Annotated in this window: 2 protein-coding genes (both running past the window's edge); both read left to right on the top strand. The window is 74.1% G+C overall.

Annotated elements, in window-relative coordinates; translation table 11 throughout:
• A protein-coding gene (locus tag ACF1FZ_RS11815) for an SDR family NAD(P)-dependent oxidoreductase (RefSeq protein WP_391773209.1) crosses the window boundary here: on the top strand, window positions 1–3,013 show its end. It extends 11,363 nt beyond the left edge of the window; 3,013 of the gene's 14,376 nt are visible here — the last part of the coding sequence; its start codon lies beyond the left edge, outside the window; the stop codon is at window positions 3,011–3,013.
• Window positions 3,010–18,684 carry the 5' portion of an amino acid adenylation domain-containing protein gene (locus tag ACF1FZ_RS11810; RefSeq protein WP_391773208.1) on the top strand. The gene runs 6,375 nt beyond the window's last position, so the window shows 15,675 of its 22,050 coding nt (coding positions 1–15,675); its start codon is at window positions 3,010–3,012; its stop codon lies beyond the right edge, outside the window. The genes ACF1FZ_RS11815 and ACF1FZ_RS11810 overlap by 4 nt, the downstream gene beginning before the upstream one ends.

Genomic DNA, 18,684 nt, shown 5'->3' with positions numbered 1-18,684 from the left:
GCGCGGGGGCGAACTGCTCACCTTCGGGATGGAGTTCTACGACGACCACGGCCGCAAGCTGGGCGAGCTGACCGGGCTCACCACGAAGGCGGTGCGTGACGCCGGGCACATCGATCCCGCGCGGAGCGCGACGCCGGAGCCCGCGCCCGGAGCCGTGCCCGCGCCGGTGGACAGGAACACCTCCGCGGCCGCACCGGCAGCGGCCGACGCGATGCGGACGCTCGTACGGTCGGTCGTCGCCGGCCGGCTCGGCGTACCCGCGGACCGGATCGACACGGGCGCGAGCTACTACGAGCTGGGCCTGGACTCCGCGACGTTGCTGCGGACAGCGGCGGAGCTGGGGGAGCGCCTCGGAACCGAGCTCGCGCCGACGCTGCTGTTCGAGCACGCTACGGTGACGGCACTGGCCAGGCACTTGGCGCACCACCACGAGCCGGTCGAGACAGGTGGGGCGGCCGGGGCAAGTGGAGCGGCCGAGCCGGCGGAGGTTCCCGTCGTCCCCGCCGAGGTCCGCGGCGTACCCGAGCGCGCGGATGCGCCGCGCCCCGCCCCGTTCCCGGCCACCCCGGCCGCCGGGCAGGACATCGCGGTCGTCGGCATAGGCGGCCGGTACCCGAAGGCACGTGGCATCGCCGAGTTCTGGGAGAACCTCAAGACCGGGCGTGACTGCGTCGGCGAGGTCCCCGAAGGCCGCTGGGCGCCCGACGCCTTCGGCGGCGGGACGACCCCCTCGGGGCGGCCGGTGTCCCGCCTGGGCGGCTTCCTCGACGACCCCGACTGCTTCGACGCGGAGTTCTTCCGGATATCCGACGCGGAGGCGGCGCAGCTCGACCCGCAGGAGCGGCTGTTCCTCGAAGTGTGCTGGGAGGCCGTCGAGGACGCCGGATACACGCCTGCGGGCCTCTCGAGGACCGAGGACGGCGGCCGGCGCGGGGCCGTCGGCGTCTTCGCCGGCGTCATGCACAAGGACTACGTCCTGGTGCAGCACGACGCGGCGGCCGGCGGCCCGGAAGGGCCGGCCACGCCCCTGGCGCTGAACGCCGCGGCCATCGCCAACCGTGTCTCGCACTTCTGCGACTTCCACGGCCCGTCCCTCGCGGTCGACGCCGTGTGCGCCTCGTCGCTGAGCGCCGTGCACCTGGCGGTGGAGAGCCTGCGGCGCGGCGAGTGCGACGCGGCCCTCGCAGGGGGGGTCAACCTCTCGCTGCATCCCGCCAAGTACCGCACGTACGGCAGCCTCGGCCTGCTGGCGGGCGAGACGCCCGCCCGCTCCTTCGGCGCCGGCGGTGACGGCTACGTGGCGGCGGAGGGCGTCGGCGCGGTGCTCCTGAAACCACTCGACCGCGCGCTGGCCGACGGCGACGCCGTGTACGCCGTCATCAAGGGCACCGCGGTCAACCACTCCGGGCGCACCCCCGGGATCCGGGTGCCGTCCGTCGCCGCGCAGACGGAGCTCATCGAGACCTGCCTGGAGCGCGCCGGGGTCGACCCCGGGACGATCGGTTACCTCGAAGCCCACGGCACGGGCACCGAGATCGGCGACCTCATCGAAGTACAGGGGCTGCGCCGGGCGTTCGAGAAGCACACCGACGCCAAGGGCTTCTGCGCCCTGGGCTCGGTCAAGTCGGCCATCGGCCACGCCGAGGCCGCCGCCGGGATCAGCGGACTCACCAAGGCCGTCCTCCAGCTCCACCACCGGACCCTGACGCCGCTGGTCGGTGGCACCGGGACCAACCCGTACCTCGACCTGGCCGACTCGCCGTTCCGGCTCCAGACGGAGCTCGCGGAGTGGACGGTGGACACGGGCGGCCCCGGCACGCCGCGCCGCGCCGGAGTGAGCGCGTTCGGCGCCACGGGCACCAACGCCCACGTCGTCGTCGAGGAGGCGCCGCCGGTGCTCGGCCACGCCCTGCGCGGTGACGCGGCGGGTCCCGTGCTCGTACCCCTGTCGGCGACCGACGGAGACCGGCTGCGCGCCTACGCGGAGAAGCTTCTGTACTTCCTGGACACCGAGGAGGGCGCCACGCTCGCCCCCGCAGCCCTGGCCCGCACCCTGCAGACCGGGCGCGTGGCCCTGGCCGAGCGGGCGGTGATCCTCGCGCACGACCTGGACGAGGTCCGTGAGGGCCTGAAGGCCGTGGCCCGAGGCACCGACGCCGACGGCGCCGGGGTCCAGGTGTGGCGCGGCCGCGCGGCGGACACGTCCGGGGAGGCCCGGCTCCTCGACGAGGACGACGTACGCGCGGAACTCGTCGACCGGTGGGCGGCACAGGGCAAGTGGGCCAAGGTCGTGGAGCTGTGGCTCGACGGCTACGCGGTCGCCTGGCCCGCCCCGCACGGCACGGCGGTCCCGCGGCGCGTGCACCTGCCCACGTACCCGTTCGCCAGGCGGCGCCACTGGGTCACGACGGCGGTACCCGCAACGACCGCGCCGGCCACGGCGCCCGCACCCACCGCCTCCGCACCCACCGCCTCCGTACGGGCCGCCGACGCGCCGGCCACGGAGGAACCGTCCCTCGTGACCGGCACCGCCCACTGGCACTTCGTGCCGGACGGCGCGAAGCCGCCGGCGTCCGCCCACCGGACCGGTCCTCCTGCAGAGGAGAAGGTCCGCGGCTATCTGCGTCAGCTCGTCGCGGCCCGCGTGGGACGGCCCGTGCGGGACGTCGGCCCGCACGCGGGGCTGATCGAGCTCGGCCTGACGTCGCTCGGCGCCGTCGGCCTCAGCAAGGACTTGGCGGCGACGGTCGCGCCGGGCTTCGTGCCCAGCGCCCTGTTCGAGTACGGCACCGTCGCCGAGCTCGCCGGGTACCTGGTGGCCGGGTGGCCCGCCGGCCCGGCACGCCTGGTCGCCACGCGCCCGCAGACTGCGGAGCCGGACCGCCCGGCCACCCGGCCGGAAGAACGGCCCGCCGTGCCCGACGTCCTGGACCTTCTCGAAGGTCTGCGCGCCGGCGCCCTGCACCTCGACGACGCCATCGCGCTCCTCGACGAAGAGAGTCACCAGAAGTGAAGCACGAGCTCAGCGCCCTCATCGCGGACTACAAGGCGGGCAAGGTCGACGCCCGTGAGGTCGGCGGCCTCCTGCGCGACCTGCGCGACCGGACGGGGGAGCGGCAGCCCCAGGACGTGCCGGGGTCCTACCCGCTCTCCGAGGGCCAGCGCGGACTGTGGGCGCTTCAGCGGGCGTACCCGGACATGGCCGCGTACAACGTGCCGCTGTGCTTCCGCGTCAGCGGCCTGGACGCGGCTGCGTTCCGGGACGCCTGCGGGGCGCTGCTCGTGCGCCACCCCGCGCTGAGCACGGTGATCCGCCAGGACGCGGGCGAGCCGACGCAGTCCGTCGACCCCGCCCGCGCGCTCGACTTCGCGCGGGTCGACCTGACGGGCACGCTCGACGAGGGCGAGGCGCTGGCCGCCGTCGAGCACGCGAGCAAGCGGGCCTTCTCCCTCGGCGGGGCGGCGGGACAGGAAGGTGACGCCCTCTTCCGCGTCCGCGTCTTCGACCGCCCGGCGGGTGAGTCGCTCGTCCTGATCGTCGTCCATCACATCGTCTTCGACGGCACGTCGGCGAACCTCGTGATGAGCGCGCTGTTCGAGGAGTACGAGGCGCGGGTGAACGGCTCCCCGCCCGAGGGCCGCGACCTCCCCGCCGCCGCGGGTTTCCACGACTTCGTCCGCGAGGAGCGCCGCACCCTGGCCGGGCGCGGCGCCGAGTGCCTGCCGTACTGGCGGAACCGGCTCGCCGCGCCCCTTCCCGTCCTCGACCTGCCCGCGGACCGGCCCCGCACGGCCCTCGCCGACCGCTTCGCGGGGAAGACCCTCGTGACCGAGATACCCGCCGAACTGGCCGCACGCGTCGCCGAGTTCGCCGCCACGCGGCGCACCTTCGTGTCCACGGCCATGCTCACCGCCTACGCGGCGACCCTGGCGACGTACTCCGACGCCGGTGAACTCGTCGTCGGCATGCCGGTGAACGAGCGCGACGGCGACGTCCTCGCCCGGACCGTGGGCCTGATGATCAACATGGTGCCGGTCCGTGTCGCGCTCCCGCCCGAGGAGCCCTTCGAGCGGCTCGTCACCCGCGCGCAGCGGGACGTCGCCGACGACCTGCTGCACGGCTACCCCTTCCCGGCGCTCGTGCGGGAGCTTGCGCACGACACCCCGGCCGGACGTTCCCCGGTGTTCCAGACGGCGTTCGTCTTCCAGGACGTCCTCGACGGCATCGCCGACGCCGACCGGCCGTACCGGCTCGTCGAGGAGCTGCACCAGGAAGGTGAGTACGAACTCTCCGTGGAGGTGTGGCGCAGCGGCGGGGGTCACGCGCTGTACTGGAAGTACCAGCCGGAGCTGTACGGCCACGTCTTCGTGGAGGAGCTGGCGGCCCGCTTCCTGGACGTCCTGGCGGCGGTGTGCGAGGAACCGCGCACGACCGTGGCCGCACTGCGGAGGCGGGGCGGCGAGCGGTGCGTGCAGGACCTCGTCGAGGAGACGGTGCGCCGCACCCCGGACGCGGTCGCCGTGGCCGGTCAGGAGGAGATCCTGACGTACGAGGCGCTCGGCGCCCGCAGTGACGCGCTGGCCTCCTGCCTGGTGGCGCGGGGCATACGGCGCGGTGACCTGGTGGCCGTACTGCTCGACCGCTCGCCCGGCCTGGTCGTGACCCTGCTCGGCATCCTCAAGGCGGGCGCGGCCTACGTCCCCCTCGACCCGGAGCTGCCCGCCGCCCGGCTCACGGACATCGTGACGGACAGCGGTACCCCGATGATCGTCACCCAGGCCCGGCACGAGGCCCGCGCCCGCGGTCTGGCGGACGGCAACGGCACTGCCGCGCCCGCGCTCCTCGTGCTCGACGAGGAGCGGGAAACCCTCGCGGCCGCCCTCGGCACAGGACCGGTCGCCGTTCCCGTGACCGCCGACGACCTGGCGTACGTCATCTACACGTCGGGCAGCACCGGCCGCCCCAAGGGCGTGATGATCCCGCACCGGGGCTTCACCAACCTGCTCGGCTCGCTGCGCCGCGAGCCCGGCATGGACGCGACGGACACCCTCTTCGCCGTCACCACCGTCAGTTTCGACATGGCACAGGTCGAGCTGCTCCTGCCGCTGGTGTGCGGGGCCCGCGTGCACGTCTGCGACAGTCCGACGATCAAGGACGTGGAGCGGCTCAAGGAGCGGCTCGCCCGGGTGCGGCCCACAGTGATGCAGGCGACCCCGGCGACGTGGAGCATGCTGTTCCACTCGGGCTGGCGCAACCCCGAGGGCGTACGGGTCTTCTGCGGCGGTGAGGCGCTGCCCCGCACGCTCAAGGAGTTCTTCCGCGACACCGGCACCGAGGCCTGGAACCTGTACGGGCCGACGGAGACGACCGTGTACTCCACCGGCGGTCTCGTCCGCCACGACCGGCCGACCACCATCGGCAGGCCGGTCGCCCGCACCCAGGTCCACATCCTCGACGAGCACCTGCGGCCGGTGCCCCAGGGGGAGACCGGTGAGCTGTGCATCGCGGGGAGAGGCCTCGCGAAGGGCTACGTCAACCGGCCCGACCTCACGGCGGAGAAGTTCGTCGACCACGACCTGGTGCCCGGCGGCAAGCTCTACCGCACCGGGGACCTGGCCCGCTGGACCGAGGATGGCGAGATCGACTACCTGGGTCGGAAGGACTTCCAGGTGAAGATCCGCGGCTACCGCATCGAACTGGGCGACGTCGAGTACCACTTGGGCCGGCACCGGGACGTCGCCGAATGCGTCGTCGTCGCACGCGGCGAGGACGGCGCCAAGCAACTCGTCGCCTACTACGTGCCGCGCGGCGCGGGTGCTCACGCCGGCGCCTTCAAGGAGCACCTGCGCGCGCTGCTGCCCGCTTACATGGTTCCGGACTTCTACGTGCCGCTCGACGCCGTCCCGCTGACGGGCAGCGGCAAGGTCGACCGCACCGCCCTGATGCGGCGCGAGGTGCCGGCCCCGCCCGCGCGCGCCGAGCGGACCGCACGGCCGTCCCGTGACGTCGAGCGCGACGTCCTCGCCTGCTGGCAGGAGGTCCTGGAGGTCCGGGACCTCACCCCGTCCGTCTCCTTCTTCGAAGCCGGCGGCAACTCGCTGTCGGCCGTGGTGCTCGCGGACCTCATCAGCCGCCGGCTCGGGGTGCCGTTCGCGGCCGCCGATCTGTTCAAGTACGCCACCGCTGCCGATGCCGCCGCGTACGTGCGGGAGCAGACGCCGGCCCACGAGGGCGGCACGGAACCCGCGGTCGGCACGGACCGTGCGGACGGTGCCGGGGCGCCGGAGCGCGTGTCCCTGCCCGAGGACGCCGTCGCCGTCGTCGGCATCTCCTGCCACTTCCCCGACGCCCGCGACCACTGGGAGTTCTGGGAGAACCTCAAGCGCGGCCACGCCTCCGCCGGACGCTGGAGCGAGGCTGACCTGCGTGCGGCGGGCGTGCCCGAACGCGTGCTGCGCGACCCGGACTTCGTGCCACTGCGCTCGGGGCTCGACGGCAAGGAGGAGTTCGACGGCGCGTTCTTCCGGCTCTCGCCCCAGCACGTCGAGCTGATGGACCCGCAGTTCCGTCAAGTCCTGCTGCACGCCTGGAAGGCCGTCGAGGACGCGGGCCGCGACCACCGGGAGATCCCGGACACCGGCGTGTACGTCTCCACCGGCAACCACCACTACGGCGCCCCGGACGACACCGGCGAGACGCCCGCCGCGGTCATCGAGGACCCCCGGCAGTACCTGTCGTGGGTGATGAGCCAGAGCGGCACCGTCGCCTCCATGGTCTCCTACCAGCTCGGTTTCGGCGGTCCGAGCATGTCCGTGCACTCCAACTGCTCCTCCTCGCTGAGCGCGCTCGCCCTCGCGGCCCGCGCCGTGCAGACCGGTGAGACGGACTTCGCCCTGGTGGCGGCGGCCTCGGCCAACAGCGTCGACGGGCTCGGCTACATCCACAAGGCGGGCCTCAACCTCTCCGGCGACGGCCGCGTCAAGGCGTTCGACGCGGACGCCGACGGCATGGCGGGCGGCGAAGGCGTCGTGGCCCTGCTCATACGCCGTGCGGCCGACGCCGTCGCCGACGGCGACCACGTCTACGGGCTGCTGCGCGGCATCGCCGTCAACAACGACGGCGGCGACGCCACCGGCTTCTACAGCCCCAGTGTCAACGGCCAGTCCCGGCTGATCCGGCAGGTCCTGGACCGCACCGGCGTCGACCCGCGCACCATCGGTTACGTCGAGGCCCACGGCACCGGCACGAAGCTCGGCGACCCCGTGGAGGTGGCCGCGCTCACCGAGGCGTACCGCGCGTTCACGGACGACACCGGCTACTGCGGCATCGGCTCGGTGAAGACGAACCTCGGCCACCTCGACACCGCGGCCGGACTCGCCGGATGCGTCAAGGTGCTCCTGAGCCTCTACCACGGGCAGCTCCCGCCGACGCTCCACTACCGCGAGCCCAATCCCCAGCTGCGGCTGGAGAAATCGCCGTTCCAGGTTGTCGACCGGCTGCGCGAGTGGCCTAGGGGAGCCGGTCCGCGCCGCGCCGCCCAGAGCTCCATCGGCCTGGGCGGAACGAACGCCCACGCCGTCTTCGAGGAGTACGTCCCCGACGCCGCCCCGGCACGCCCCGTCGGCGCGGACGCGCCGCAGCTGGTGCCGCTGTCCGCCCGCACGCGCGACGACCTGGTGCGCGCGGCCGCCGAGCTGCGCCGGCACCTGACCGGGCCCCGCGCCGCCGCGCTGAGCCTCGACGACGTCGCGCACACACTGCGCACCGGCCGGGTCGCCATGGCCTGCCGCGTGGCGTTCGTCGTGCGCGACCTGGAACGGCTGGCCGCCGAACTCGACGCGTTCGTGCGGGCCCCGGACGGCGGCGACACCGCGCACCGCTTCACCGGACCCGCCGCCGGACGCACCGGCGACGGCGCCTCGCGCGACCACACCGCACGGCTCGCCCGCAGGCTCGCCGAAGGCAAGCTGAAGAAGGCGGCGAAGGCCTGGGTGCGCGGCGCCGAAGCCGACTGGAGCCCGCTCACCGGACAGCGGCCCGCCCGCCGTGTGAGCCTTCCCGGTTACGCCTTCGCGCCGGTGCCCCACCCGTACCAGGCCCGTGTGCCGCACGCCCGCGCCACCGCCGGGCCCCGCCCGGACGCGGCCCCCGGCACATCGCTCGCGCACCCCCTGCTGCACGAGAACGTGTCGCGGCTCGACGGACAGCGCTACCGCTCGGCCTTCTCCGGCGACGAGTTCGTCCTGCGCGACCACGTCGTCGACGGCAAGAAGCTGCTTCCCGCCGTCGCGAGCCTGGAGATGGCCTGCACGGCCGTGCGGCGGGCCCTGCCGGAGGCGGCCGGGCAGCGCACCGTGGTGAAGAACGTGACGTGGGCGCGCCCTGTCGTCGTGGGCGACGGCGGCAGGCAGGTGGAGTTCACGCTCACCCGTGACGCCACGGTCCCCGCCGGACCACTGGGCTTCGCCCTCCTGACGGACGGCGACCAGGTGTGCGTCCAGGGCCGCGCCACCACCGAGGCGGCCGCGCCGCCGCCCCGCGTCGGCCTCGGCGACCTGCGCGACCGGCTGCGCCTGCGGCCCCTCGCGGGCGAGGACGTCTACGCGCACATCGCCCGCGCGGGCGTTGCCTACGGTCCCGGCTTCCGCCTCGTGCACATCCTGCACCGGGGCGAGCGCGACGGGCGCCGCGAGGTGCTCGCCGAACTGCGGCTGCCCGCGCACCTGCGCGCCACGGCGGGCGCGTACGCACTCCACCCGAGCTTCCTCGACGCCGCCGTGCACGCCTCGCTCGGCCTGGACCCGGCCTTCGACTCCGCCATGGCCCCCACGGGCACGGGTGGGACGACGCGGGTGCCCTTCGCGCTCGACCGGCTCGACGTGTACGCGCCGTTCGGCGAGACGATGTACGCCTGGGTGCGTCCGACGGCGAACCGTTCCGCCGGGGCGGAACGCGTGCTCGACATCGACCTCCTCGACCCGGCCGGCCGGGTCTGCGCCACACTGCGCGGCCTCGCCTACCGCGCCCTGGCCACGCCCGACGGCCGGGAGCCCGCCCGCCCCGGGACAGGCCGTGCCTCCCGGCTGCGCACGCTGCTGCCGGTGTGGGAACCCCGGCATCCCGCCGAAGCCCCCGGCACGGGGAGCCCGCGGGGCGCGGTGCTCGTCCTCGACGCCGACCGCAGGCTGTGTGCCGAACTGGCGGCGCTCCACCCCGGCCACCAGCGCGTCGACCTGCCCGACGGCGCGTCCGTCGAGGCGGTCACCGCACTGATCCGCACCGCCTGCGCCGCCACCGACGGCCGGATCGCCCGGATCGTCTGGGTCGCCCCCGCCGAGAACCCCGACGGCATGGTCCAGGGCCAGGAGCGCGGCGCCGTCGAGGTCTTCCGCGTCGTCAAGGCCCTGCTCGCCCTCGGACACGGCACGCGCGACCTCGCCTGGTCCCTCTACACGTTCGGCACCCAGCTCGTCCGCGACCCGGACCCGGTCGCGCCCACGCACGCGAGCGTCCACGGCCTGGCGGGCAGCCTCGCCCGGGAGCACACGCGCTGGACGATCGACCTCGTCGACCTGCCGCACCAGGATTCCGGCGACCACGCCGGCGACCGCCTGGGCGAGGAGCGGCGGCTCACCGGGGTGCGCCCCGGCACCACGGTGGCCCTGCGCGGCGGCCGCTGGTTCTCCCAGGAACTGCTGCCCACCACCGCCCCGGAAGCGGCCGAGGTCCCCTACCGGCACGGCGGCGTCTACGTCGTCATCGGCGGTGCGGGCGGCATCGGCGAACTGTGGAGCCGGTACATGGTGGACCGGTACCGCGCGACGATCGTGTGGATCGGGCGGCGCCCCCTGACCGACGGGGTCGAGCGGAGCCTCGCCGACCTCGCCACGCGGGCCCGTGCCGCGGGTGCGGCGGCCCCCTCGTACGTCCGGGCCGACGCCCGCGACCACGAGAGCCTGCGGGCCGCGCACACGCGGATCAAGCGGGACCACCCGCGCGTCGACGGCGTCGTGCACTCCGCGATCGTCCTCGCCGACAAGACCCTCGCGCACATGGACGAGGACCGCTTCCGCGCCGCCCTCTCCTCGAAGGCCGACGTCGGTGTCCGCGTCGCCGACGTCTTCGGGGCCGAACCGCTGGACTTCCTGCTCTTCTTCTCCTCGGTGGAGAGCTTCGTGCGGGCCCCCGGGCAGGCCAACTACGCTGCGGGCTGCACCTTCAAGGACGCCCTCGCACACGCCCTGAACCGGCGCGGCACCACCGTGGCCAAGACGGTCAACTGGGGGTACTGGGGCGTCGCCGGCGTCGTCAGCGACTCCTTCTACCGCGAGCGGATGGCCGCCGTCGGAGTCGACTCGCTCGACCCCGACGAGGCGTTCACCGCCCTGGAGTCCTTCCTCGCGGGCGAGCACGGCCAGATCGCGCTGATGCGCACCTTCGGCGACGAGGCGCTGCGCGACCTCGCCCTGGACGAGCGGCAGGGCCACCACCGGCCGGGGCTGCCCTCCGTGCGGGACGCGGTCGTGTCCGCCCACCGCCCGCCGCACGGCGAAGTGGAGCGGCTGCGCCGCTTCCTGCCGCACCCACGCATGTGCGAACTCACCCTGGACCTGCTGTACGTGACGCTCCGCGACCTCGGTGCCGAACGCCCGGACCAGGACGGGCACCGCGTCCTGCCCCGGTACGCGCGCTGGCTGGAGGAGAGCCACCGGCTGTTCGCCGAGGCCGGACCCGCCCTCGCCGCACGGGACCTGGACGGCGCCGCACTGTGGCGCCGGTGGCGGGCCGAGCGCGACGGCTGGCAGGCGGGCGCCAGCCAGCGGGCGCAGGCGGACCTGGTCGAGTCCTGCCTCGAAGCCCTGCCGGACGTCCTCACCGGCGCGCGCCAGGGCACCGAGATCCTCTTTCCCGGCTCCTCACTGTCCCGCGTCGAGGGCGTCTACCGGGGCGACCCGGTCGTCGACTACTTCAACGACCGGCTCAGCGTGCTCCTCGCCGACGCCGTACGAGCCTGGGGCGCGGCCGAACCGGGACGGCGGCTGCGTGTCCTGGAGGTCGGTGCCGGGACCGGCGCGACCAGCGTCAAGGTCCTGGAGGCCCTCGAACCGTTCGGCGACCGCATCGCCGAGTACCACTACACCGACCTGTCCAAGGCGTTCCTGTTCCGCGCCGAGGAGCTCCTGAAGCCCCGCTACCCGCACGTGACCACCGGCATCTTCAACGCCGAACACGCGCCCGGACCGCAGGGCGTCGACCTCGGCGGCTTCGACGTCGTCGTGGCCACGAACGTCCTGCACGCCACCGCCGACATCTCCCGCACCCTGCGCAACGTCAAGGCGGCCCTGCGGGAAGGCGGCCTGCTCCTCCTCAACGAGATGAGCCGCAACACACTCCTCGCGCACGTCACCTTCGGTCTCACCGACGGCTGGTGGCTGTACCGGGACGCGGCCCTGCGCATCCCCGGCAGCCCGGTGCTCTCCGCCGAGAGCTGGCGCGAGGTCCTCGAGGACGAAGGGTTCCGCACCGGTGCCCAGCCGGACACGGAGGCCCACGCCCTGGGGCAGATGCTGCTCGTCGCCGAGAGCGACGGACGGTTCCGGACGACGGACGGCCCCCAGGCCCCCGTCCCCGCCCCGGTCGCGCCCCGGCCCGCCGCCACCGTGACCGCTCCCGTCCCCGGCACCCGGCGTGAGCCCGTCGCGGCGGTGCCTCCGGTGTACGACGAGGGTGAGCTGCGCGCACGGACCGCCGAGTACTTCGAGCGGCTGCTGCGCGACGCCCTGCACCTGGCGGACGGAGACCTCGACCCGGCCAAGGACCTGCACGACTACGGCCTCGACTCCATCCTCGTGTCCGGCATGAACAGCACCGTGGCCCGGGACTTCGAGGACGTCAGCAGCACACTGTTCTTCGAACTGCGCACGCTGGACGAGCTGGTCGACCACTTCGTGGAGCGACGGCGCCCGGAGCTGGGGACGCTCTTCGGCCTCGAAGGACGGGGCACCGGCGGCCCGCAGGCCGACACGGCGCGAGCCTGTGGCACCTCCTTCACCGACAAGGCCGTCGCGTACGTCACCGGCCTCGTCGCCGAGACGCTGAAGCTCGACCCCGAACGGTTCGACGCGGACGCCGACCTGTTCGGCCTCGGTCTCGACTCCATCCTCGTGGTCCAGCTGAACGACAGGCTCGGCCGCGACTTCGAGGACCTCAGCAGCACGCTGTTCTTCGACCACTCGACGGTCCGCGAGGCGGCCGCGTACGTCACGAAGACGCACGCGGCGCGGCTGGCCGAGGTCCTGGGCACGGCGACCCCCGCGGCGCTGCCGCTGGAGGACACCCACCCGGCACCGCTGACCGCCGAGGTCAGGACCGCTCCCGCTCCCGAACCCCGGCGCGGACCCGGGCGGCAGCCCGCCGACATCGCCGTCGTGGGCCTCGCCGGGCGCTACCCGGGTGCCGAAAGCCCCACCCGCCTGTGGGAGAACCTGACCCGGGGCGAGAGCGCGACCGCGCCCTACCCGGCCGACCGATGGTGGTGCGACTGGCAGGGCCGGGAGCGTCCCTGGGGCGGCTTCCTCGGCGACGTGGCCTCCTTCGACGCCGAGTACTTCGGCATCGACGAGCGCGAGGCCGCAGCCATGGACCCGCAGGAGCGGCTGTTCATCGAATCGGCGCACGGCGCCGTGCAGGACGCGGGCTACACGACCGCCGCTCTCGCCGGGCACGGCCGCGTGGGCGTGTTCGTGGGCGTCATGAACGCCACGTACGACGGGCGCACGGCCTACTCGTCCATCGCCAACCGCACCTCGTACCTCTTCGACTTCCAGGGGCCGAGCGTGGCCGTCGACACGGCCTGCTCCGGGTCGCTCACGGCCCTGCACCTGGCCGTGCAGAGCCTGTTGTCCGGTGACAGCGACTGCGCGGTGGCGGGTGGCGTCAACCTGCTCCTGGGTACGGACCACTTCGACGTGCTCCGGGAGCACGGCCTGCTGTCGTCGGGCGAGCGGTGCCGCCCCTTCTCCGAGCACGCGGACGGTTTCCTCGCGGCGGAGGGCGTCGGTGCCGTGGTGCTGCGGCCGCTGCGCGACGCGGTGGCCGCGGGCGACCACGTCTACGGCGTGATCAAGGGCAGTGCCGTCAACTCCGGCGGCCGCACCAGCCGGTACAGCATGCCGAGCCTGGACGCGCAGCGCGATGTCGTCACCCGCGCCCTGGCCCGGGCCGGGATCACACCGGACACGGTCAGCTATGTGGAGGCCCACGGCACGGCGACCCCCCTCGGTGACTCCCTGGAGATCTCCGCGCTCAGCCGCGCCTTCACCGGTGACCGCCCGGGGCAGTACTGCGCGGTCGGCTCGCTCAAGTCCAACCTCGGCCACTGCGAGAGCGCCTCGGGCATCGCGGGCCTCACGAAGGTCCTGATGCAGCTGCGCCACGGCGCGCTCGCACCCTCGATCAACGCCGAAGACCTCAACACCGGCATCGTCTTCAAGCAGTCACCGTTCCACGTCCAGCGGGAGCTCACCCCCTGGAACCCGGTCGACGCCGACGGGCACCCCCTGCCGCGGCGCGCGGGCATCTCCTGCTTCGGCGCCGGCGGATCGAACGCACACCTGATCATCGAGGGATACGAGAACATGTCCGACGGCGGGACACGCACCGACGAGGCGGCGGCCGGCGAGGCCTGCCTGGTCCCCCTGTCGGCGCACACGCCCGAGCGGCTGCGCACGGCCGCCGGGCGGCTGGCCACGCACCTGGGTGATGCGGAGCGCGAGAGACGCCCGATGCCGCTGTGTGACATCGCGTACACCCTGCAGACCGGCCGCGACGAACTGCCCGTTCGCCTCGCGCTCGTCGTCCGTTCCACCGACGAACTCGCCTCCGCACTCGCCGACTTCAGTGAGCACGGCGTCACGGACCCCGACCGGTACGCCGACCTCACCGGCACCGGTGCGAGGCCTTCGGTGGCGGGTGGCGCGCCCGGTGACCCGCACGCGGCGGCCCGGAACTGGCTGGCCGGAGCGAGCGTCGCCTGGAGCGAGCTGTACGCCGGGCGCCCGCCGCGCCGCGTCAGCCTGCCGACGTACCCGTTCGCGCGGCGCGACCACTGGTACGAGCCCGCTGCGAACGACGGGCAGGGGCCTGCCGCGAACCACCGCGGGTACGAGTCCGCCGGGATCGAGCAGCCCCGGGCCGAGGAGAGCGCGGGCGGCAGCCCGGAAGAGGCACGTCCGGAACCGCACCCCGCCTCGCGTACCGCACCGCTCTCCGCGCGCGGCACCGCCGACGTCCGCGCCTGGCTGCGCGCCGCACTCGCCGAGGAGCTGGGCGGGGCCCCCCACGAGGTGTCCACCGACCGGGAGTTCGCCGCGCTCGGCGTGTCGTCGATGGGTCTGGTACGCCTTTCCCGGCGGGTGCGTGGCGAGCTCCACCCGGACTTCGCGTCGGCCGCGCTCTTCGAGCACCGGACCGTCGACGCCCTGGCCGCCCATCTCGGTGACGCACGCCCACAGGGGGACCAAGTCCCGGACGAGGAGCATGAATTCGTGCCGCACCCGTTGTCCGAAGGGCAGCGGGGTCTGTGGAGCCTCCAGAAGTCCGCACCCGGCGCAAGCGTGTACAACGTGCCGCTCTGCTTCCAGGTGTCCGGCCTCGACCTGCATGCCCTGCGCACCGCCTTCGACAGCGTCCTCACCCGTCACCTGCTGCTCGCGGCCGTCGTACGACGCGACGGCGACCGGCTGGTGTTCGCCCGGCCCGAAGCCGCGCGGCCTGCGGTCACCGAGCACGAGTTGACCACGACGGACCCGGACGAGGTGCGCGCCCATGTGCGCGCGCACGCCAGGGAACCGTTCGACCTGGAGAACGGCCCGCTGTGCCGGCTGAGCGTCTTCCACGGTGCCCATGGCACGGCCGCCTCCTGGGTGCTCCTGAACACCCACCACCTCGTCCTCGACGGCGCCTCCGCCGTCGTCCTCGTCAAGGACCTGCTGGCCGCCTACCGGAGTGCCGCCGAGGGCGCCACGCCGCTCCCGGCCGCCGAGTCCGCCCCGTATGCGGAGTTCGTCGCGGACGAGGCCGCCCTGCTCGCCGGGGACGAGGGCACGGCCCGGCTCGCGTTCTGGCGCGGGCAACTGGCCGCGCTGCCGCCCGCCCCGGCCTTCCCCACGGACCGCCCGCGCTCCGCTCCCGACCAGGGACGGCACGGCGCGACCGAGGTCCTGCGGCTCCCGGCGGACCTCGGCGACCGCGTCGTGCGGTTCGCCCGCGAGCGGGGTGTCTACCCGTCCGCGGTGTTCCTCGCCGCGCACCAGGTCCTGCTGCGGCAGTACACCCAGCAGGACGACATCGTCGTCGGCATGCCGGTCAGCACCCGGCCCGGCGGCCGCTTCGACGGCACGGTCGGCCATTTCGTCACCATGGTGCCGGTCAGGAGCCGGATGTCGGGCAGCGGCACGTTCACCGAGCTGTGCACGGACGTCCAGGGCACCCTGCTCGACGCCCTCGCGCACGCCTGCCCGTTCGGCCCGCTGGTCCGCGAGCTCGGCCTGGGCACGGCCGACGGCTCCGCGCCGGTGTTCCGCCACGCCTTCATGTACCAGGACTGGCACGAGGACGTCACGGCCGGATCCCCCGGTGTCCGCTACGTCGAGGGAATCCACCAGGAGGGCGAGTACGAACTCGTCATCGAGGTCATCGAGCCGCACGCCGCCGAGGACGCGTACACCGTCAAGGCGAAGTACGACCCGGCCCTGTTCGACGCCGTGACGGTGGACCGGCTGCTGCGCCAGTACGCCCACCTCCTGGAATCGGCCCCGGGCATGGACCCGCTGCGGCTCGACGACTGCTCGGCGGCCTCGCCGCAGGAGCTCCACACCCTCGCGGTGGAGTGGAACGACACCGCCGTCACCCAGCCGGAGCGGTGCGTCCACGAACTGTTCGCCGAGCAGGCGGCCCGCACCCCGGACGCGGTCGCGCTCGTCGCGGGCACGGAATCAGTGACGTACGCACGCCTGGACGAGCGCACCCGGGAGCTCGCCGCACGGCTGCGCGGGATCGGCGTGGGACCGGGCCGTCTCGTCGCCGTCCACCTGGAGCGCTCCGTCGACCTCGTCGTCGCCCTGCTCGCCACCCTGCGCGCCGGGGGCGCCTACATCCCCCTCGACCCGGACCACCCGCGCGACCGGATCGCCCACATCCTCGACGACGCCGCGCCCACCGTCCTCCTCAGCCACACCGCGCTGCGCGGACGGTCGGCGGACCTGGACCGGCCCGGTCAGCGGATGCTCCTGCTCGACGACCCCGGTGCCGGCCCCGCAGCCCAGGAGCCGGGCCACGACGTGACTCCCGGCGCCGGGGACCCCGCGTACGTCATCTACACCTCCGGCAGCACGGGCCTGCCGAAGGGCGTCGTGGTACCCCACCGCGCGCTCACCAACTTCCTGTGCGCGATGGCGAAGCGACCGGGCCTCGGCGCGGCCGACCGGGTCCTCGCGGTGACGACGCACAGCTTCGACATCGCCGCCCTGGAGCTCTACCTGCCGCTGGTCACCGGTGCCGAGTGCCACCTCAGCGACCCGGCGACCGCACGCTCCGGCGACCGGCTCGCCGAGCTGATCGCGCGCGTGCGGCCCACCGTGATGCAGGCGACCCCCGCGACGTGGACGATGCTGCTGCACGCGGGCTGGACCAACGCCGAAGGCCTGCGCGTGTTGTGCGGCGGTGAGGCGCTCTCCGCGTCCCTCGCCGAGCGCCTCACCGCGCTCGGCGGCGAGGTGTGGAACCTGTTCGGGCCCACCGAGACCACCGTGTGGTCCACGGTGGCCCGCGTCGAGGCGGGCCGCCGCGTCACCATCGGGCGCCCCATCGACAACACCCGGATCCACATCCTCGACAAGGGCGGCGACACGGCTCCGGTCGGAGTGCCCGGCGAGCTGTGCATCGCGGGCGACGGACTCGCGCTCGGCTACCTGAACAAACCTGAACTCACCGCCGAGCGGTTCCCCGCCGACCCGTTCACACCCGGTGGCAGGCTGTACCGCACCGGTGACCTGGCACGGCGCCTCGCGGACGGCGCGGTCGAGTACCTGGGGCGGATCGACTCCCAGGTGAAGGTGCGCGGCTTCCGCGTCGAGCCGGGCGAGATCGAGCACGCCCTCACCCGCCACCCGGCCGTACGCGAGTGCGCCGTCGTCACCAGGCCCGAGCCCGCGACCGGCGCCACCCAGCTCGTCGCCTACTGGACCGGCGCGGACGCCACCGCGCGCGAGCTGACCGGGCACCTGCGCCGCACCCTGCCCGCGTACATGGTGCCCGCCTTCGTCCTGCCGGTCGAAGACCTGCCGCAGACCCCGAACGGCAAGGTGGACCGGCTCGCCCTGGCGCGACGGCCGATCACGCTGCCGGACGCGCCCGCCGGGGAACGGAGCGCGGCCCGGCCGGGTGCCGTCGGCACCGTCCAGGACAGCGACGTACTCGCCGTGTGGCGGGACGTGCTCGGCGTCGCCGGGCTCCGTCCCACGGACGCCTTCCTGGACGCGGGCGGCAACTCCGTCCTCGCGGTGGTGCTCGCCGACCGCGTCGCCGAGCGCTTCGGCGTGCCCTTCACGTCGGCGGACGTCTTCGGCTGTGTCGACGCGGCCGGCACGGCCGCCCGGCTGCGCGTGGTCCTCGGCGCCGGGCACCGGCCGGGCGGCACGCCCCGCGCCGCGGTCCCGGCCGACGACACGCCCCGCGCCGCGGAGCCGGCCCCGGGCGCCCCGGATCTGCCCACCGGGCTCGAAGGCGCGGTCGCCGTCATCGGCGTCTCCGTCGGCCTTCCCGGCGCTGACGACCACCGCGCGTTCTGGCGCAACCTCGTCGCGGGCACGGAGAGCGTGGAGCTGTGCCCGCCGGACGAGCTGCGCCGCCTCGGTGTCGACGAGCACCTGATCCAGGACCCGGCACACGTGCCGGTCCGCGCGAGCATGCGCGGCAAGGGATTGTTCGACCACGCCTTCTTCCAGGTCTCGGCACGCGACGCCGAACTCATGGACCCGCAGGCACGGCAGCTGCTCCAGCACTCCTGGAAGGCCGTCGAGGACGCCGCGTACCTGCCCGAGGACATCGCCGACGCGGCGGTGTACATGTCCACCGCCAACTCCCTCTACCAGGCGCCCGTCACGGGTCCCGGCACCCGCCGCGACTCGGAGGCGCTGGTCGGCTTCCTGCAGGCCCAGCCCGGCACCGTGCCGACCACCGTGTCACACCGGCTCGGCCTGCGCGGACCGAGCCTGTTCGTGCACAGCAACTGCTCGTCGGCGCTCGCCGGCCTCGCCCTGGCCTGCCAGGGCATCCAGTCGGGCCAGACCACGCACGCCCTGGTCGGCGGGTGCGCGATGTACGGCGAGGAGACCGTCGGCTACCTCTACGAGGAGGGCATGACACTGTCGCCCGACGGGCACTGCAAGCCGTTCGCGGCGGACGCACGCGGCATGGTCGGCGGTGAGGGAGCCGTCGTCGTCCTCCTCAAGGACGCCCGCGCGGCGGTGCGCGACGGCGACCACGTCCACGCACTGGTGCGCGGCGTCGGCATGAACAACGACGGTTCCCGCAAGGCGGGTTACTACGCGCCCAGCCTCACCGGCCAGAGCGAGCTGATCACCTCCGTGCTCGACCGCGCCGGGGTGCGCGCCGAGTCCGTC

This window comes from Streptomyces sp. NPDC014623 (assembly GCF_043088245.1).
Taxonomy (GTDB): domain Bacteria; phylum Actinomycetota; class Actinomycetes; order Streptomycetales; family Streptomycetaceae; genus Streptomyces.
The sequence above is the reverse complement of the archived record's forward strand: the minus strand, read 5'-3'. Positions and strand labels throughout refer to the sequence as shown.